Source organism: uncultured Modestobacter sp., assembly GCF_947486615.1.
Classification (GTDB): domain Bacteria; phylum Actinomycetota; class Actinomycetes; order Mycobacteriales; family Geodermatophilaceae; genus Modestobacter.
The window spans coordinates 14570-33624 of record NZ_CANKUD010000019.1; the positions used below are offsets into that span (position 1 = coordinate 14570).

General features: G+C 69.6%; 12 protein-coding genes. 8 read left to right on the top strand and 4 right to left on the bottom strand.

Features of this window, described 5'->3' with window-relative positions; all coding sequences use genetic code 11:
• The first annotated feature begins 494 nt into the window (after window positions 1-494).
• From Q1A09_RS22265 to Q1A09_RS22280, 4 genes are all read left to right on the top strand, one after another.
• On the top strand, window positions 495-2645 hold the full coding sequence (locus Q1A09_RS22265; protein ID WP_299960486.1) for a SpoIIE family protein phosphatase: 2151 nt from the start codon (window positions 495-497) through the stop codon (window positions 2643-2645).
• Between the two features lie 22 nt (window positions 2646-2667).
• Window positions 2668-2877 carry a hypothetical protein gene (locus Q1A09_RS22270; RefSeq protein ID WP_299960489.1) on the top strand — a complete coding sequence of 70 codons (210 nt, stop codon included), beginning with the start codon at window positions 2668-2670 and terminating at the stop codon, window positions 2875-2877.
• A gap of 742 nt (window positions 2878-3619) precedes the next feature.
• Window positions 3620-4012, top strand: a complete 393-nt coding sequence (locus Q1A09_RS22275) for a hypothetical protein (protein WP_299960492.1) — start codon at window positions 3620-3622, stop codon at window positions 4010-4012.
• A 187-nt stretch (window positions 4013-4199) separates the two neighbouring features.
• Window positions 4200-5114, top strand: a complete 915-nt coding sequence (locus Q1A09_RS22280) for a helix-turn-helix domain containing protein (protein ID WP_299960495.1) — start codon at window positions 4200-4202, stop codon at window positions 5112-5114.
• Between the two features lie 663 nt (window positions 5115-5777).
• Here the strand turns inward: Q1A09_RS22280 and Q1A09_RS22285 are convergent.
• On the bottom strand, window positions 5778-7340 hold the full coding sequence (locus Q1A09_RS22285; RefSeq protein WP_299960518.1) for a TIR domain-containing protein: 1563 nt from the start codon (window positions 7338-7340) through the stop codon (window positions 5778-5780).
• Between the two features lie 678 nt (window positions 7341-8018).
• Between Q1A09_RS22285 and Q1A09_RS22290 the strand changes: the two genes are divergently transcribed.
• From Q1A09_RS22290 to Q1A09_RS22305, 4 genes are all read left to right on the top strand, one after another.
• Complete coding sequence (locus tag Q1A09_RS22290) at window positions 8019-8669, top strand: hypothetical protein (RefSeq protein WP_299960498.1); 651 nt, start codon at window positions 8019-8021, stop codon at window positions 8667-8669.
• A 41-nt stretch (window positions 8670-8710) separates the two neighbouring features.
• On the top strand, window positions 8711-9808 hold the full coding sequence (locus Q1A09_RS22295) for an ImmA/IrrE family metallo-endopeptidase (protein WP_299960501.1): 1098 nt from the start codon (window positions 8711-8713) through the stop codon (window positions 9806-9808).
• 318 nt (window positions 9809-10126) lie between these two features.
• The gene (gene mobF / locus Q1A09_RS22300) at window positions 10127-15655 is read left to right on the top strand and encodes a MobF family relaxase (RefSeq protein WP_299960521.1); all 5529 of its coding nucleotides are present in this window, start codon (window positions 10127-10129) and stop codon (window positions 15653-15655) included.
• A 345-nt stretch (window positions 15656-16000) separates the two neighbouring features.
• A complete protein-coding gene (locus Q1A09_RS22305) occupies window positions 16001-16855 on the top strand; it encodes a GGDEF domain-containing protein (RefSeq protein ID WP_299960504.1) in 855 nt (284 codons plus the stop codon).
• Window positions 16856-16922: 67 nt separating this feature from the next.
• On the opposite strand, the gene Q1A09_RS22310 is transcribed toward Q1A09_RS22305, so the two are convergent.
• The 3 genes from Q1A09_RS22310 to Q1A09_RS22320 all read right to left on the bottom strand — a co-directional run bounded on the left by Q1A09_RS22310 (window position 16923) and on the right by Q1A09_RS22320 (window position 18970).
• Window positions 16923-17627 carry a hypothetical protein gene (locus Q1A09_RS22310; protein WP_299960506.1) on the bottom strand — a complete coding sequence of 235 codons (705 nt, stop codon included), beginning with the start codon at window positions 17625-17627 and terminating at the stop codon, window positions 16923-16925.
• A gap of 117 nt (window positions 17628-17744) precedes the next feature.
• Window positions 17745-18227, bottom strand: coding sequence for a hypothetical protein (locus Q1A09_RS22315; protein ID WP_299960509.1), 483 nt, complete (start codon window positions 18225-18227; stop codon window positions 17745-17747).
• Window positions 18224-18970, bottom strand: coding sequence for a type IV secretory system conjugative DNA transfer family protein (locus Q1A09_RS22320; protein ID WP_299960512.1), 747 nt, complete (start codon window positions 18968-18970; stop codon window positions 18224-18226). The genes Q1A09_RS22315 and Q1A09_RS22320 overlap by 4 nt, the downstream gene beginning before the upstream one ends.
• Window positions 18971-19055 lie beyond the last annotated feature (85 nt).

The window sequence follows — 19055 nt, forward strand, 5'->3', positions numbered from 1 at the left end:
CCGGCCCCCACTCGGACACGAACGCGACCAGGGCAACCGGCTCGACCAACGCAGCGCGGACCAGGCGTGCGAAGCGCTCGAACGCTGGGTCTGACTGCGCACGCAGCGGAGTCCCCTCGGGGCAGCGAGCCAGTCACGGATCCCTCCGGTGAACCCGGGGGGGGCGACCGAGGCCCCGGGAAGCGAGCACGGCCAGCATGCCCAGCACCTGCGCGTTCCAGAGCCCGGGCCGGGCCGCCCCTCGTCCTGCGCCCGTTCGCACGGCCGTTGCCCGGTGCTCAGCCTGCAGACGATGCGATCGGGCCGCGCCACAATGGTGCGGCTGCCTCGGCTCGTCGCACTCGCTGCGGCGGTTCACGACACCCGCGCCTCCGGACGTGTCAGGTCCCCCACGTGGCGTGCTGCACAGAACACGACGGCGACCGGCTTGGCACAATGTGACGCTGCCGGGCTGATCACCAGCGACGGAGCGGCACCCGGCGGACGGAGCAACTGTGGTGGCAGACGGTCGGCGGTCGCTCGGCGGAGGGAACGCCCCGGCGGACGCCGTCCCGCCGGCGCAGGCGTCCGACCCCCAGGGGCAGCTGCTCGACCTGGCCCGGGCCGCAGCTGGAATCGGGACCTTCGACTGGGACCTTGCCACCGGGGCCCTGACCTGGGACGATCGGCTGCTGGAGCTCTTCGGCCTGGACGAAGCCACATTCGTCCGGACCATCGAGGGCTTCAAAGCGCGCCTGCACCCCGATGATGTCGACCGGGTCACCGGACTGCTGCAGCAGGCGATCGACACGTGCGGTGACTACGAGGCCCAGTACCGCATCCAGCACGACGACGGGTCGCTGCGCTGGATCGCCGCCCGCGGACGCGCCCTGTGCGACGTGTCGGGGGCGCCCGAACGGGTGCTCGGCGCGGCGTGGGACGTCACTGCTGTGCACACCGAGGCCGCCCGCAGCGTCCGGATCCTGGAGACGATGTCGGTCGGCTTCTACGCGATCGATGCCGACTGGCGGTTCACCTATGTCAACGGCCCGGCAGAGAAACTCCTCGGCGTCACCCGCCACCAGGCCGTCGGCCAGGTCGTCTGGGACCTGTTCCCCGCCGCTCGCGACAGCGCGATCGGCAGGACATACCGGGAGACCCTCACCACCGGGCAACCTGCGACCTTCGATGCCCACTACCCCGCGCCCCTCAACGCCTGGTATGAGATCCGCGTCTGGCCGGAGGAGAACGGGCTGGCCGTCTTCTTTCTCGACATCACCGAGCGCAAGAGCCTGCAGCAGCGCAGCGAGCTGCTGGCCGAGGTCACCCGGGAGCTGACCGGGACCCTGGACGCTGAGGAGGCCGTCGCCCGCCTGGCGGACCTCGTGGTGCCCGCGCTGGCCGACTGGTGCATGGTCACCCTGGTGGCCGACGACCAGCAGAGCAAGATCCGTCGCAGCCTGCGCGACGTGGGCTTCGCCCATGCTGACCCCCGGCAGGGCGCGCTGGTCGCCGAGTACGCCGACGTGCGCATCCCCGCCCTGCTCGACGGGTCTTTCCTCGAGCGGGCCATGGCCACCGGCCGACCGGTGGTGGTGCAGGACGGTGCCGCCCGACGGATCAGCGACCTCTTCCCGGCCGGCCGAGCCCGCGACATCATCGAGCAGCTGGACCCCGAGACCTTGGCGGTCCTGCCACTGCGCGGGCGTGGGCGCACCGCGGGGCTGCTGTCGCTCTTCCGCAGCGCGGGGCGCGGTGGCATCCCTGCTCACGACGTGGACACCGCCGCGGACATCGCCGCCCGTGCCGGCCTGGCACTGGACAACGCCCGCCTCTACCGGGAGCAACGGGGCCTGGCCGAGGGGCTGCAGCGTTCGCTGCTCACCCCGCCACCGGAGCCCGACCATGTCCAGATCGTGGTCCGGTACGTGCCCGCCTCCCAGGCGGCCCAGGTCGGTGGGGACTGGTACGACGCGTTCCTCCAGCCGAACGGCGCCACAATGCTGGTCATCGGCGACGTCGTCGGGCACGACACCCAGGCCGCGGCCGCGATGGGGCAGATCCGCACCATCGTCCGCACCCTCGGCGCCGAAGCCGATCACGGCCCAGCCGACGTCCTCAGCCGTGCCGACGCGGTCATGGCGACCCTCATGGTCGCCACGGTCGCCACGGTGGCGGTCGCCCGCCTCGAGCAGACGCCCGATGAGGAGTCCCGCGGCGTCACGCGGGTGCGCTGGTCCAATGCCGGCCATCCGCCGCCGTTCGTCATCAACCCCGACGGCAGCGTCCAGCCGCTCATCGGGCTCAAGCCTGAACTGCTCCTCGGCGTTCGACCCGACACCGAGCGCCGCGAGTTCGAGGCCGTCCTCGACCGAGGCAGCGTCGTCGTCCTCTACACCGATGGTCTCGTCGAGCGCCGCGACCAAGACCTCGACACCGGATTGCTCCGCCTTCAGGACGCTCTCGAGGAGCTGGCAGGACGAGGCCTGGACGAGCTCTGCGACGAGCTGCTGGCTCGGATGTTGCCAGGCAACGCCGACGACGACGTCGCGCTGGTCGCTGTGCAGCTCCACCCTCAGAACGTCCTGCGCCCAGCGGCGGCCGGCCCCAACGTCGTCCCGCCCAACGTGCCCGACTCGCGCGCCATCGTGCCCGAGCAGGAGTAGCCCGGCTCGTACGGTGTGGCTCGTGGTCGCCTACCGACTGATCCGCATCGACGGCGGCCCTCTGGCTCGCGAGTTCGAAACCCAGGACGATCACGTGGCCGCCGGGAAAGCGAGGTCGTTGGCGCGCGAGCACCTCGACGCCGGCTTCGGAGCAGGCCCGCCGGTCGGGTTCGAGCTGCAGCGCCGAGAGGGCGAGCCGTGGGTCACCTGGCAGGTGTGCGTCAGAAGATGATGTGGACGCCCGGTCGACGCGACAGGCCTCCCCGTTGTTGCTGGGTAGAGCCAACGGCCCTGAGGCTTGAAGCCGAGCTGGATCCGTTTAGAGCCGGAGCTCAGCGTCAGCGATGCAAGAAGGTGGCTGACGGCGCGTGACGGCCATGTTCCCGCCGGGATGTCGTCAGCGTCCTGGGGCTCCCCGTGTGCAGCTACCGCCTGGTCGTCGACCCGACGGGCCCGCCCGAGGACTTCGACGCCACCAACTTCAACACCGCCGTGGCCCTTGCGCGAGAGCTGGCCGTCAGGCACGAGTCGATCGCCTACGCCTGGTCGGTTGCGCTCATCTCGCGCCGACAGACTCAACGGCGAGCAGTGGTCGACCATCCCCTCGTGAGTGCGCCCCATGATACCGGCAGTCCACCGCGACCAGTGACCGGGCAGCACTGAGCCTCGCGACCACCCGCTCGCCCGTAGCCCGTCGCCTACGCGTGCGCCGCCGCACCGAAGCAAGCGCGCACGCCCGGTGTCGCTCGGTGGGCAGAAGCCTTGCTGGATGTGCAGAAATGCCTCGGCCTGCCGCCCGCCACTGACAGCAGACCTTGCCGGCGTGCTGACACCGACCCTCGGCCACCCGCATCCGACGCCGGTCCGTCGGCGACGGCGGCAACCGCGCCGGGGTGCCGATTCGTGGCATGTCACCTTTCGACGCTGCGCGGCGCCTGATCCCAAGACCATCCCAACTGTCGAGGGGGGCGCCGATGCCCAGCCACTCCCATGAGGCGATCTCGGGCGACGTCTCAGTTCACGCATCGCGCGATCCGGCGCCGTCCTTCGTGGTCGACCTCGGAGAGCCTGACCCGACGGCCAACCGACATCGGCTGTGCGCGGCGCTGGTCAGCGCTTACGACGGCGACACGTACCGGCTGCTGACCGACCTGGCTGATCTGCTCGAGGCGAGCGTCGCCTACGTCGATCGCTCCACCGTCGAAGCCCACTTGGAACGGTCGCTTCCCGATCTTGTGTGGTCGGCCATCGCCTCCGAGCTCACCTCGATGGGGTTCGACGAGCACATCGGGGACGCCGGCACCACCCGCACCGACTGGATCGACGACGTGCTGCTCCGAGCCGGCTTCCCGGTTGGATCTCGGTGACCAGCCGCTCACCGACCTGGCCGCGTCACCTGGGTCATTGATGAGGGCGACTCGAACCTGCTCGAGCTGCGGCTACAGGGCCGACTACGCCAGCGTGCCGCTGGCCGATGCGCACCATCCTCGACACTCCTGCGCCAAGTACCAGCTGGCTCTGGAACGAGCCGCCCGGCGCACGGACCGCGCCCGCATGCGCACGACACGAGAGTGCAGCCATGCAGGGGGCCGGCACATCCACGGCACCAGGGCCGCCTACGTCAAGGACCGATGCCGATGCACCGCGTGCACCGCTGCGAATACCGCGGCCTCGCGCGCCAGGAACCGGGATCGTGCCTACGGGCGGTGGCAGCCGCTCACCGACGCTGGCCCGGTCTACGACCACCTCGACGCACTGCGGGCAGCCGGCATCGGAGTCGAGCGCATAGCTGCGCTCGCCGGCATGTCCGTGAGCCACATCCGCACGCTGGCTGCTCCCGACCGCGGCCACTCCCCCGCCACCCGAAGGGTCCGCCCCGGCACCGCCGCGCGGATCTTGAGCATCAGCATCGCCGACGACCACCGGGCCCCACACAGCCGAGTCGACGCAACCGGAACTCGTCGTCGACTGCAGGCGCTCGCCGCCATCGGCTGGTCCCCCGAACTGCTCGCCGACAAGCTGGCACGCCGCCCGAGCAGCCTGCGGTGCAGCATGACCAGTCCGTCGGTCACCGCCCGCACCGCCCGCGACGTCGCCGCTCTGTACGAACGGCTGTCGAACACCCCGCCCCTGCGAGCGACCAGCAAGCAATGCGCCGCCGTGCATGCCGCCCGGGCCCACGCCGTCGCGCGGGGCTGGTCGCCACCGATGGCGTGGGAGGACATCGACACCGACCCGTGTCCGCGACCTACGGGTGTTGCCTCCTCGCCGGACGATGTTGACGAGATCGCCATCGAGCGCGCACTGGCCGGCGACGGCATCCAGTACGCCGACCTGACCGCTTTCGAGCAGACCCAAGTCGTCCAGCGCCTCACCGAGCGCGGCCGGTCACTCCGGGACATCGCCGCTCAGCTCGCCACGACCAAGAACACCGTGTGGCGACAGCGCGGACCTCTCAGTTCGATATAGCCCGAGCCACCAAGGAAGAGAAAAGATGCGATTTGATCTTGAGTTGTTTGATCAATGTTGACAACCGACGAAATACGCCTGCGACCTGCAATTATGACGTGGGTCCACGTTGGGCAAATGAGCCCGTCTTAGTGCGTTTTCGATGAGTAAGCGATGCCTCCGCGACACGATTAATCGCTCGCTCGAGCTCTCACGGAACCGGGCGCGCGGCACCTGCCCTGCCATCGGCATGGCAGGACCCCGGACCCCGAACCGAGTCGCTCCAACTCCCGGGACAGCTTGCGGCCACCGCCCGTTGGGGAGCGAGAACGAAGCCCCGTACCACGTAGGGCGCCCACACATCGACGATCTTGGATCAAACGATGTTCTGGGGTGGGGTCAAGTGTCGACGGTGTCCTCTCCCGTCGTGCCTGAAGCGTGCCATAGCGACGAATAGGGAAATCGGTACTGCAACGCGCGCGGGCCTGCACTACGCGGACAAGCTGGGTCCGACGCCTTCGCGTAGCCACCTCCTTCAGAGCACACGCATGACCTGGAGCCCGAAATTGCGGGGTAAGGGCTCGGATTGACCTCGCAGCGCCGCATCGGAAGTTCTTGGAGGCACAGACCTTGCGGCACTGGCAGGCCCATTCAGGTCCATCCTAAATGCCTATACGGTCGCGCTCACCCAGTGCCATTCGACTGAACTGCAAATCGAGCTACGTCTTTGACGCTGCCCACACTGCTCAAACGGAAAACCTTCGTCTGCCCTCCGAGGAGTCCGTTGACGACACCGTCTGCGGTACCCACGATGCGACCGGACTCATCGAAGTAGGTAGCACCAAGAAGCACAAGGTTAAGCGCGGCGCTGGACTCGTTAGTCAGTTCACCCACCACGTCAGTGCTGTGCGACGAGTCCAGGCGCCCCAGCCGCGACGCGACCAGCGTGTCGGTCAAGCGGACCGACGGCGATTGTTCCGTGGCTTGAATTCCGCGGAGGTTTGGATAGCCAGCTGCCTGGACCACCTCGAGCGTTAAATCACCGGGGGCGAGTGGTGAACGGTCGAAGCTGCCTGCAGTTCGCCACGACTCCCCGTCCGTGTCCACGGTCAGCCCCGCGTTGCGCAATCGCGCGGCGAAGTCCTTTCGGGACTCCGGATCGTCCCTCAAACGAATAGTGTGAATACCTGCGGTATCGCTGAGGCCGCGGGTGACACCGACCTCCACGATCACCACACGCTCGCGACCCAGAGCCATAGCCATCCCCGCTTCGAAGATGACATTGAGGCGGGCTTGACCTGTCGGCTGCAACTCGTCGGCACCATCGCGCTCCTCGCGAAACGCCGGACGAACGTACCCAACATCGTCGGGGGTGAGCAAAACGACCACGGCGTTGGCCATTTCAAGACCAGCGCGCACGATGTCCCCGGTGTACGGCGTCCCGCCGCCCGCGGCCTTGCTCGTGGCCTCTCGCCATGTGACCACGCGCAGGTCGAACGAACGCAACAACTCGATGAGTGCGTTCCGCGCGTCATGATCGCGACCGTGTACCAGAAAGATGCTTCGATTGGCCACACGACTCCCTACGTCAGCCTTTTCCTTCGCGCCCTCCAGCGGGCTACTCGCCCCCGCGGGTGCGGGTGCCCCAACAGTGTCACCCGCGCCTGGCCGCACCATCGGGTGGGCTCGCTCCCAGAAGTCACTGACATCGACAACGTCGCGAAAGCGGCGGACGCTCCGATCGATGCTGAAGGACCAGGCATCAGAAGTAGCACCGTGGCTGGCCGACCTCCATCCCCAGCTCTCGGTCCGCAAAAGCGCGCCTACCTGAGCCAACAGCGCTGCGCGGCCGGCAGCCGGTACCGGCAGTCGCTCGCTTAGGTCCGCGGCGGTGAAAACGAGCTCCTCGTTCCGATCGGCCACCGGAGGCTCCCAGTCCCTATGCAACTGGGCAGCTAACCCGACCGCTGCGACCGCGAGCCGCAAGCTCTCAGCGGCCCCCTCCACCACCGCTGCTCCGGCGATAGTCAGCCCGATCGACTCGTCGTCGGACGGCAGCCGATTCGGGTGGACGCCGTAGAGCAGGGCTGCCGGAACGTTGGGCAGCGCTTCTTCGAAGGCTACATCGTGTCGCCGATCAAGCCTGCTGGCCACTTGCCCGACTGTTGGCCAGGCACCTAGCTGCGTAAGGAAGTCCCAAATGGTGCCCAACAGCCGCGCGCCATCGTCGGAACTCGGTACGGGCATCGCTGGCACGCAATGAGTCTGCAGCACCGCGGCTAGTCACCCGCGGCCAGAACTCGCGACACCTACACGGCGCGCAGGCGTGCTGGTGGGCGAGACGGTCATGCCCGTGCGCGCCTCTCGCAGGGCGCGCTCTGGGAGGCATTCGTCAGCATCGGTGTGCTCGGCGTCGGGCTCGGCGTGACCTACGCCGCCATCCCGGGTCGATCGTCGGGTCCGCGCCGGCGCAGGAGACCGGCTGTGCGATGGGCTTCCACCAGGTCGCCCGCTGCGCGGGCTTCTCCCTGGGCAGCGCCATCGCAGCGTCTATCCTTGCCGGCCACGCCCTCGACGGACGGGCCGGCCGACCCCGGGGGGACTCCACGGTCCTGTGGGCAGGCGGCGGTCCGCGCGTCGCCGCCGTCCTGTCCTGGCTGCGGCCCGGGGGCGGGCGCGCGCAGAAAGATTGCGCCTCGCCGACGACGCGATGCGCCTGCTGGAACAGATCGACGGCGACGGCCTCATCACCGGAACGCCTCCGGCCCGGCAGCGGACCCGACAGGCTCGAGCCCACGCTCGGACGCATCGTCGGCTTCAGCAGCTTGGCGAGGACGAGGAGACGTGGTGGCGCTGAGCGGGCACGGTCAGGTTCAGGCTCACAGCACTTGACACCGATGTAGCAGAGTGGCTAAATTTTTAGCCGTGGATGAACACCCCTACGCGGACGCCCGCAACGCGCTGGAGCAGGTGCTGACCCGGATGCCGCGGTTGCCCGACATCGTTGAGCGATCGGTCTATACGGGCCGCGCCAGGCTGCAGGGTCTCGCATCCGCCGCCGCTGAGGCGGCCATGCCGGACATCGTCCGGCCGGAGATCCGCACTGCGCTGATCGAGGAGGGCGTGCTGGAGCCGTGGGGTGGAAGCAAGGGTGACCGGAACAGCGTCGCGTTCGTGATCGACCCAGCTTTGAACGTACGCCTGCGCGTGCTGAAGAAGCCGACGGGCGCCCGCGTGCCGCAGCCGCGCAGCCTGCGCCGCTCGCTGGAGTGCTGGCAGAACGAGGCGCTCTTCGGCGAGGACGTCGCCCCGTCGCGGCTAGTCCTGAATTGGACGTGGCACCTGACTGCCGATGGTGTCGTCGTGCAGCACCTGCTCATGCCCAAGAGCCCCGAGGGGCTCAGCGCGACCGCCGGGCACGCCTGGCGCATTCGCATTCCGGACACACTCGCCGGCCTCGCGATCGGGGGCTCGGCGGACCACTACGACGACGACCGCGACGACATGGACGACCTGTTCCAGCCGCGCGACGAGGTTGCCGACGACGGCGATGACGATGGGCCGGCGCCGGCATGATTCACGGCTCCCGCGTCAAGCAGGCGAGGGAGCTGCGCGGCATGAAGAGCGGCACCCTGGCTGACAGCCTGGGCATCTCCCCAGGCCGGCTCACTCAGATTGAACGGGACGGCGTTACCGCCGGCGCAATCACACCTGAGCTGCTCAGCGCCCACCTGCTCATGCCGCCCGCCTTCTTCACCACCCCCATCCCCGAGGAGCTCAGCGACGGCTCCATGCGGTTCCGCGCCCGTAAGACCACCAAGGCCGACCTTGCCCTTGTACGGCGGCGGGCGGAGGTAGCCCACGAGCTTGCCCACCACCTCGTTCGGTTCGTCGATCCCCCGGCCAGTCGCGTGCCGGCGTTACCCGCCAGCGACATCGAAGAAGCGGCCCAGCAGACCAGGGCAGCGCTGTCGATTGCGCCTGACGCGGTTATCCCGAACGTGGTGCACGCGCTCGAACGTGCCGGCGTGTTCGTCTACGCGGTCGATCCAATCGAGAGCGGCAAGATCGACGCCTTCACCACCTGGACGGGGCCTGCGTTGGAGCGGCCGATCATGGCCGTTGCGGGCACCGGTAGCTGGGACCGTCTCCGATTGACGACCTCCCACGAGCTCGGGCACCTGGTCATGCATCGGGCCAGCGCTCACCTGCCCGAGCTGGCCAACGACGTTGAGGGTGAGGCCGACCGATTCGCCGGCGCGTTCCTGATGCCGAGGGACGCCGCGCTGGAGGAGATCCCTCGCGGGTTCACGCTCAACCAGCTGCTGCCGCTGAAGAAGCATTGGGGGATGTCGATGGGCGCCCTCGTCTGGCGAGCCTTCGAGGTCGGCATCATCGACCTCGAGCGGCGCCGCGGTCTGCACCAGCAGATCGGCGTCCGGGCTTGGCGGACCCGCGAGCCCGGATGGGACGCCCGCCTCCCCGAACGTCCCCGCGCCCTGCGGAAGATGTTCGAGCTCGCCTACGGACCCCGGTTCGACGTCGGCCGAGTTGCCGGCCTCATGCACCGGTACACGACCGACCTGCAGCGGGATCTCGCCCGCTACGCCGAGGCCCCGACCCGCACCCGTGCACCGCGCGCACCCGCATCGATCCCGGCGGTAGACGAGCCGCAGGCGACGCCGAACAACATCGTGCAGCTTCGCCGACGGTAGGGCTGGGCGCCGGGGCGCTCGTCGGGGTCGGGCGCCCACGCAGGGGTCGAGCATGGTGGCGGGATGACGGAGACGGACTGGCTGCAGTCGAGGGAGGCGCTGTCGAGCAGGAGTGCCAGGAAGTGGGCCTACCTGCCGCTTCGGTACGACCCGCAATGGATTGACTGCCCGAGGGACACCGCGACCAGGTCCACTGCCTCGGATGCCGCGAGGCCCTAGTCAGCAAGCCGGTGCGACCGATGACCGATCATGTCCGACACACCTCTTGCACCCCGGACGATCTTGACACGGGACAGGCGTCCATAGCGTCAGTTCGTGATGACGCTGCACAAGCTCACGGCCGGGGACGGATACACGTATCTGACCCGCCAGGTGGCTGCGCACGACGCCACCGAGCAGCAGTTCGGGAGCCTCGGGCAGTACTACAGCGACAAGGGCGAGGCGCCGGGGACCTGGATGGGGCGCGGCCTTGCCGGCGTGCCGGACTTCCCGGTCGGCAGCACGGTCACCGAGGCGCAGATGCTGGCGCTGTTCGGGCAGGGACGTCACCCCAACGCCGACCAGATCGAGCGGGCCGCTCGGCTGGCGGGCCTGCCTCCGCAGGAGGTCGATCGAGCCAGCCGTCTGGGCAAGCCATACCTGGTCTTCGAGCAGGCAAACGAGTTCCGCCGTCGCAGCGCCATCGAGTTCCGCGAGTACAACTCCGCCCGAGGGCTGCCGGCTGTCACCCCCGTGCCGGCTGAGGAGCGCGCCAGCATCCGCACCGCCCTGGCCAGGACGATGTTCGCCGAGAGCTACGGCCGTCCTCCGCTCGACGCCCGGGAGCTGTCCGGCCACCTGGCCCGAATCTCCCGGCAGGCCACCACGGCGGTCGCCGGGTACGACCTGACTTTCAGCCCCGTCAAGAGCGTCTCGACGCTCTGGGCGATCGCTCCCCGCGAGGTCGCAGCGGTCATCGAGCAGGCGCACGCCGACGCCGTCGCCGACACCCTGACCTGGTTCGAGGACCACGCTGCCTTCACGCGCACCGGCCACCAAGGGGTGGCCCAGGTGGACGTACGCGGACTGATCGCGCCGTCGTTCACCCACCGCGATTCCCGCGCCGGCGACCCCGACCTGCACACGCACGTGGCGATCAGCAACAAGGTGCAGACCCTCGACGGCCGGTGGCTGGCGCTGGACGGCCGACCGATCCACAAGAACGTCGTCGCCGCCTCCGAGCGCTACAACACCCGGCTGGAGGCGCTGCTGGTCGAGCGACTCGGCGTGCGCTTCGCCGACCGTCCCGGCCCCGAGGCCGGCAAGCGCCCGGTACGGGAGATCGTCGGGGTCGACGGGCCACTCCCCCGGTTTTGGTCATCGCGGCGCACCGCCATCGACGCCCGACGGGCATTGCTGTCTGCACAGTTCCAAGCGGACCACGGCCGGCCACCGACGATGAAGGAGTCCGTGTCACTGGCCCAGCAGGCCAACCTGGAGACACGTCAGGCCAAGCACGAGCCACGCTCGTATGCCCACCAGCGAGCCAGCTGGCGGACCGAAGCCCTGGCCGTGCTCGGTGGGGACGATCGGCTGAGGCGATACCTCGACGGCGTCCTCCGCGGGCACTCTCCTCGCAGGGTGCAGCGAGCGACTGACGCGTGGGTCAACGAGACTGCCGCAGCGCTGGTGTCAGTGGTGGCGAGCGCCCGGGCGACTTGGCAGGAGAGCCATGTCCGCGCCGAAGCTGAGCGGCGGACCCGCGCCGCCGGGATCACGCTCCCTGACGTCGACCGTGCCGTCGACGCGATCGTTGCCGCGGCCTTGTCACCCCAGCTGTCGATCCGGCTGGGCGCGCAGGAAGCGATCAAGCAACCTGTCGCGCTATGCCGCACCGACGGCACCTCCGTGTTTTCCGTGGCCGGCTCGGCGCGCTACACCTCGAGCGAAATCATCACCGCCGAACGGACCGTGCTCGCGGTCGCCGGCCGGCGCGACGGACGTGTCATCCCGGCTACGTCCGTTGATCTGGCACTGCTCGAGTCGGCCGCCAACGGGGCGAAGCTCAACCCGGGTCAGGTGCAGCTGGTCCACGAACTGGCGACGTCCGGAGCACGGGTGCAGCTCGCCTTGGCGCCGGCGGGCACCGGCAAGACCACCGCGCTGCGCACGCTCGCCGCAGCATGGCAGTCGGGCGGCGGCACCGTCGTGGGCTTGGCGCCCTCCGCTGCAGCGAGCGCGGTCCTGCGCGAGCAGCTGGGCACCGACACCGACACTCTCGCCAAGCTGGTTCACGCGGTGACCAGTGGCGCCGACGTCCCGACCTGGGTGACGTCGATCGGCCCGGACACGCTCGTTGTCGTCGACGAAGCCGGCATGGCCAGCACCCCCGATCTGGCGCGGATGGTCGAGTTCGTCGTCGAGGCCGGTGGATCCGTGCGGCTGGTCGGCGATGACCGGCAGCTGGCCGCCATCGGCGCCGGTGGGCTGCTGCGCGACCTCGCCGCCAGCCATGGCGCGGTGAGCCTGACCCAGGTGGTCCGCTTCACCGACCCGGGAACCGGCGCACCGAATCACGCCGAGGGCGCCGCCTCGCTGGCTCTGCGCGACGGGGACCCGGCGGCGCTGGCGTACTACGTCGACCGCGGACGGGTGCACGTCGGCGATCTCGCCACCGTGACCGACGGCGCCTACGAAGCCTGGGCGACTGACCGGGCCGCCGGCCGCGACGCCATCATGCTGGCGCCCACCCGTGAGCTGGTCGCCGAGCTGAACAACCGGGCCCGCGACGAGCGGCTGGCTCGGACAACCGGCCCGACCGGTCACGACGTCGCACTGGCCGACTCAGCGCGCGCCTCGGCAGGCGATTCGGTGATCACCCGCCGCAACGAGCGGACCATCCCGATCGGCGCCACGGACTGGGTGAAGAACGGCGATCGGTGGACCGTCGCTGAGGTTCATGCCTCCGGTGCCCTTGAGGTGGTCCATCGCCGCACCGGACGCCACGTCACCCTCCCGGCCGACTACGTGCGCGACCACGTCACCCTCGGGTACGCCACCACCGTGCACGGCGCCCAGGGCCTCACCGCCGAAAGCTGCTACGCCATCACCACCGGCACGGAGTCCCGCCAGCTGCTCTACGTGGCCCTCACCCGTGGCCGCCACGCCAACCACGTCTTCCTCCCCATCACCGGTGACGGCGACCCGCACAGCCTGATCACCCGGGACGCGCTGTTGCCGCCTACCGCCGTCGACGTCCTCAGCCGAGTCCTGGCTCGGGACGACGCCCCGACCTCGGCCACCAGCACGGTCCGGGAGCTGGACGACCCAGCGTCCCGGTTGCACGACAGTGCCGGCCGCTACCACCACGCACTCAACGTCGCCGCTGAGGAACGACTCGGCTCGGCCGGGCTCGCCGCCATCGACACGGCCGCCGACGCAGCGGTGCCCGGACTGACCACGCAGGACGCCTACCCCGTGCTCCGTGCGCACCTGGCCCTGTGCGCCGTAGCCGGCCGCGATCCCGCCGACGTGCTGCGGGAGGCGCTGGCCTCACCACGAGGGCTGGACGATGCACGCGATGTCGCGGCCGTTCTGGATTGGCGCATCGATCCCACCGGGCAGCACTCGGCTGGCATCGGCCCTCTCCCCTGGCTCCCGACCGTCCCCGAGCCGCTGAGCGCCGACCTCGCATGGGGGCCCTACCTCGACGACCGCGCCCGCAAGGTCACCGCGCTCGCTTCAGACGTGGCCACCCACGCCGGCAGCTGGACGCCGGCCAGCGCACCGCTCTGGGCACGCCCGCTGCTCGACCAGGACCCTGCCTTGGTCGCCGACCTCGCCGTCTGGCGCGCCGCCCACGGCATCGAGGACGGCGACCGCCGCCTCACCGGTCCGGTCCTCCCCGCAGCCGCTGACGCCAGAGCCCAGCGCAGGCTCAACGCCCGCGTCGCTCGTGTGCTGGGCGATCCCGGCACTGTCACCGCTCGGTGGACGCCGTTGGTCGACCCCATCGACGCCCGGATCGCCACCGACCCCTACTGGCCCGTCCTGGCCGAGCGCCTCAGCACAGCCGAGCGCGCCGGCATCGACGTCGCCGCGCTCGTCCGGACGACGACCAGCCACGCCCTCCCGGACGAGCAGCCAGCGGCCGCTCTCTGGTGGCGGCTGACCCGCCACCTCTCCCCCGCCGTGCTGACCACCGACCACGCATCAGAGAGGACCTTGCGCCCGGACTGGACGTCGGACCTCTCCGCCGTCCTCGGGAGCGCAGCCACCGACCCCGTGGTCGCCGATCCCCAATGGCCTGCCTTGGTCGCTGCCGTCAGCCAGGCCGGGGACGGCGGCTGGCAGCCAGAGCAGTTGCTGGGCACGGCGTACGACCTGCTGCGCGCCGGACACCCGGACGACGAGGCGCTGCTCCCCCACGAACTGGCCACCGCCTTGCTCTGGCGGATCGGCCTGCTCACTGACCCCATCCCCGGCGCGGGTACAGCCGCACTGACCAACCTCGGTTACGCCTCGGCCTCGGACGACGCACGTGATGTGGACTGGATGGTCGGCCTCACCGAGCCCGACGACACTGAGCCCGCACCCGAACTGCTTGACACCGACCCCATCGAGCCCCCGGCAACTGAACCCTGCGATGAGGTCGGCCCATCAGGGGTCGCCCGGAAACGGCTCCTCGAGCTCAACCAGCACGCAGCGGCCTTCTTCACCGCTGAGTATCAGGGCTCCTGGGCACCGGCCTACCTGACCGATCGGCTGGGCACCGACCTCGTCGACGACGAGCGGTTCACCATCGGCTACGCCCCCGCCGGCTGGACCGGCCTGACCGACCACCTCCGCGGCCTGGGTGCCAGCGACGACGAGATCGTGGCCGCTGGCCTCGGGAGCCACGCCTCCACCGGTCGCGTCATCGACCGCTTCCGCGACCGGATCGTCTTCACCATCCGGGACGGCGACGAGATCCACGGCTGGATCGGCCGCCGCAACCCCGCCCATGACGACGACGGCAGCCACGCCGTGCCCAAGTACCTCAACACTGCCGAGACCGACCTGTTCACCAAGGGCCACGAGCTGTACGGCCTCACTGAGGGGGCTCCGGCGCTGGCGGACGGTGCGACGCCGGTGTTGGTCGAAGGTCCCCTGGACGCACTCGCCGTCACTCTCGCCGGCGATGGCGCATTCGTCGGCGTCGCTCCCCTGGGCGTCGCGTTCACCGACGCGCAAGCCGACCGGCTGCGCCCTCTGATCGATACCGACCGGCCGCAGATCATCGTCGCTACCGACGCCGACCGCGCCGGCCAACTCGCCGCCGACCGCATGTTCTGGCGGCTCACCGACCGAGGTGCCGACCCGCGCCACCTCGTCATCCCGACCGGGAAGGACCCCGCCGAGCTGCTGAAGATGGCGGGTAGCGACGCCTTGCTCGGAGCCCTCGCCGACTCCCCCAGCCTGGCCAGCGCGCTCATCGACGCCCGCGTCATCGCCTTGGCCGACCGGCTGGACACCGTAGAGGGGCAGGTCCACGCCACCCGTCGAGCAGCCGAGGTCATCGCTGCACTTCCTGCCCGTAGTTGGCCGATGCACCTGACTCGCCTTGTGACACAGGTCGACATCGACCCCGGCATCGCGCTCTCTGAGGTCTTCGATGCTGCGCAGCGAAATGTGGACAGAGCCTGCCCACCGCAAGACGCAGCGTCGATTCAGCCGACAGCCGACCAGCTGTGGAACTACTCCACCTACGCGGGCAGCGCATCAGGATTGGGGGCAGGGTCCCAAACGCTCTCCCATGCTGTTCACGCAGCTCAGCGCTCCGCCTGCAGTAGGCGATCCCCCGCTCGGGGCTCGAGGCGACGCGTGTAGTGACAAGACTGCGCCCCTGTGGCGGAGATTAACTGAGCATCCAGCCATTTGGCTCTTCGCTGGGGCCGGTGAACCTCACCGAGGAGCCAGCCGCGCCGGGCCCAGCGCTCCACCACTGACAGCAGCTCAGGACTCAACTCCTGCGTGAGAACCACGTCTGCGCGGGCGCCAACCGGAACTGCATCACGCATGGGCGGCGCTTCCTTATCCAGAGGCTTCCGTGCGGACGAACGATGGCCGGATCCCTCGCGTGAGTGAGAGGGCCGCCGGATCGGGCAGATACGACTACGGCGGCGCCGTTGAGTAGGCGTGAGAACGGGGGCTGTCATGACTGTCGCAGACCTGATGAGCGCTGTCGTCAATGCGACGACGGCGCTGGTCGTGATGGTCGACGGCGACGGCCGGATACTGCTCGCCAACCCCGCCATGGAGCGGTTCACCGGCCTGGCAGGGAACCAGCTGCTCGGCCGCCTCTACCACGACGTCTACGTCATTCCCGTGGACATCCCCCGGGCGCAGCGGGCAGTGGCCGCGGCTTTGGCCGACGGAACCTCCTTCTTCGACGAGGGTGACTGGCTACGGGCGGACAGGACCTGGCGACGGATGTCCATGCAGAACAGCGTGGTCACCGACGACGACGACCGGCCGTACGCCATCGCAACCGTCGCCATCGACGTCACTGAGCAGCGCGAGCGCGAAGCACTGGTTGCTCGCCGCGCAACCACGGACGCGCTGACCGGCGCGTGGAACCGCGGGGTGCTGTTCGAGGCCCTGCAGGAGCACCTAGCACCCGACAGTGGCCGCGGCTGCGCCCTCCTGTTCTGCGATGTCGACGACTTCAAGGCGGTCAACGACGAGCACGGACACGCCATCGGCGATCAGCTCCTGGTCGAGGTGGCCGACCGGCTGATGGCATGGACCGGGGCCGGTGACCTGGTCTCCCGCTTCGGCGGCGACGAGTTCGTGGTGCTGTACCCCGGACTGGGTGAGTCCGAGGTGACCGCGATGGCGAGCAGGGTGCAGGCTCGGATGCGGGAGCCCCTCGAAATCGGGGCCGTGCGGGTGCCACTCAGCGTGAGCGTCGGCAGTGCCACGGGCCGCCCCGGTGATGACCCCGATCAGGTCCTCGCACTCGCCGACCGAACGATGTATCGACGCAAACGTTCCCGTACCGCACCGTCGGAGCACCGGCGGCGATAACCGGGCGAGAGCGTCCTGCGAACCGACCAACTCGGACCCTGTGTCGTCCATTCTCCCAGTGAAGGCACTACGGCCGAGTGGTCAGCAGATGGGGAACGGCGCTCGCGGCCCCCAGATGCTGGCCCAGCTGCGGATCGAGTCGGCTGGCCAGGCCGGAGAGGTCCGCGAACCGGCCCACGATGTCGGTGGTCAGCAGTGGTTCATGATGGGCCACGCGATTGCGCAGCGCGTGCATACGACCGACCGGTCCATCGACGTGAGCAGCGCGATCGGTGCCCCGGGGAAAGGCCCGATGGAGGCCGGGCACCCACAGCGCCTTCTCGTGCGCAGCTGAACTGAGGTAGCGCCAGAAGCCGAACATCAGCTCGGCTACGACCTTCCCTGGCCGAGCCGCCGGGCCACCGGCGTTGCTGATCGCGTGACGCAGGTTCTCCCGCGGCCGTTCATTGATGTCGACCCGCCGGCGGCCCCGGGTGCGGTACACCGGCGCAAAGACCGTCTCCCCGGCCAGGGTCCAGTGCGGCGGCCCGGGCCAGCGATCAGACAGTGCTCGGTCGTAGGCGTTGCGCAGCCCCACCTCGACATGGGCCAGGTCGTGCAGCAGTGCTGCGCTGATCTGGGCGTTCCACTCGTACAACGCCAGCGCGCGACCCCGATCGGAGTCAGCTGCAGCCAGGTAGACCGCGAAGCGCGGCACACTCAGCCAGTTCTCCACCCAGTCGCCGGCCGGCGGCCAACCTGGTGTCGAGCCCGGCGGCGTCGACGCTGTCATCACTTTCCATCCTGACGTACGATGCCTGCGAAAGCCCCGGTGGACCGCTGGCCTCAGGCCATGTCGCCGGGGCTTCGTCTTGCCCCTCGCGCCTTCCCGCGGTGGTCACTGGCCCCGTCAGCGACCAGCACCGTCGACGAAGGCGACGTAGCGACTCTCCGCCGGCCAGCTCTGGTGCCGGCCGGTGCGGCAGGTGCTCTCGCCGAGGCGCTCGACCATCCGGTCGCAGAACAGCGGAAAGGCATAGCGGTTCCACTCCTCGACCAGCTCGGGAGCGACCGCGCTCTCCGCCTGCCAGCGCAGCACCGCCAACACCGGCAGCTCCCGGGCGATGTGCGGATGCTGCCGCCAGCAGGCCGGGATCATGTGCGCTGGCCGCCAGGCGTACTCGTGGTTGATCCAGACCGCGACGTCGTCGCACCAGCTCCACATCGATGCGCTGAGTTCGCTGTTGCACCCGGCCGGTTCCCATGGACGTTCCATGTCCGCCATGACGCCGGCCGGGGCCGGTCGTCCGGAGTCACGGCGGCCCGCGTCCCGCAACAGCTCGAGCGCAACCAGCACGGGGGCCGGAGGGCGCGGGAACGGCAGGACGATCACTTCAGCCACCCGTCGGGCGCCTGTTCGGACGGTGATCCGCCGACGATGTTCGGCCGGGGAGTCAACCGGTGGTCGCGGGCGTAGCTCAGCGCAGCAGCAGTGCGCGCCTGGACGTCCACCACGTCGGCACGGGCGCGGGTGACGTGCGCACGGGCGACCTCCAGCTCGGACTTGAGCTGCTGCCCGTCCTTGCCGTCGAGGCAGCGCCGCAGCTTGGCCAGGATGGGTGGCGCCGTTCCGGCGATGACGAGCGCGTGCCGCTCTGGCACGCGCCGGATGTCCCCGGGCCGCAGCACCCGTACGTTCTCCCCCGAGCGCGACGTGCCGACGCCACCGGGGCCGTCGGTGACGGTCTGCCGACTGATCCGCACGTCGTCCATGAGATCGGACAGCTCCCGGTAGAAGTGGACGTCCTTGCCGCCGCCGAAGACGACCAAGGTGTTGGTGAGCCCGAGCAGGGAGCGCGCCTCGTCCTCGCCGTAGGAGACGACCATCTGCTTCCAGGTCTGCGCCGCGTAGATGAACGACAGACCGAGGGCGCGTTCGTTGGCCATCCGCACCCGCAAGGTGGGCAGCGGGGTGGTGGAGGGCAACTCGTCGAGGCAGGCCAGGAAGCAGGGCGTCATCCGCCCGTGCGGCGAAGCGTTGGCGACTTGCAGAGCCGTATCCAGGACTTGCTCGGCGACGGCGGTCATCAGCGGCGCCGCAGAGGCGTACGGATCGTCGCGACCGAGCAGGTACACGGTTCCCTGACGACTAATGGGGCTTACCGAGCCTGCTGGTCTCTGGCAGGTTCGGTGCCGGTAGCGGCCGGTGGGTCAGCACTCC

Coding starts and splice junctions, on each gene's coding strand:
- mobF (WP_299960521.1), top strand. CDS start 10,127: ATGACGCTGCACAAGCTCACGGCCGGGGACGGATACACGTATCTGACC.
- Q1A09_RS22310 (WP_299960506.1), bottom strand. CDS start 17,627: ATGACAGCGTCGACGCCGCCGGGCTCGACACCAGGTTGGCCGCCGGCC.
- Q1A09_RS22305 (WP_299960504.1), top strand. CDS start 16,001: ATGAGCGCTGTCGTCAATGCGACGACGGCGCTGGTCGTGATGGTCGAC.
- Q1A09_RS22280 (WP_299960495.1), top strand. CDS start 4,200: ATGCGCACGACACGAGAGTGCAGCCATGCAGGGGGCCGGCACATCCAC.
- Q1A09_RS22285 (WP_299960518.1), bottom strand. CDS start 7,340: ATGCCCGTACCGAGTTCCGACGATGGCGCGCGGCTGTTGGGCACCATT.
- Q1A09_RS22275 (WP_299960492.1), top strand. CDS start 3,620: ATGCCCAGCCACTCCCATGAGGCGATCTCGGGCGACGTCTCAGTTCAC.
- Q1A09_RS22295 (WP_299960501.1), top strand. CDS start 8,711: ATGAAGAGCGGCACCCTGGCTGACAGCCTGGGCATCTCCCCAGGCCGG.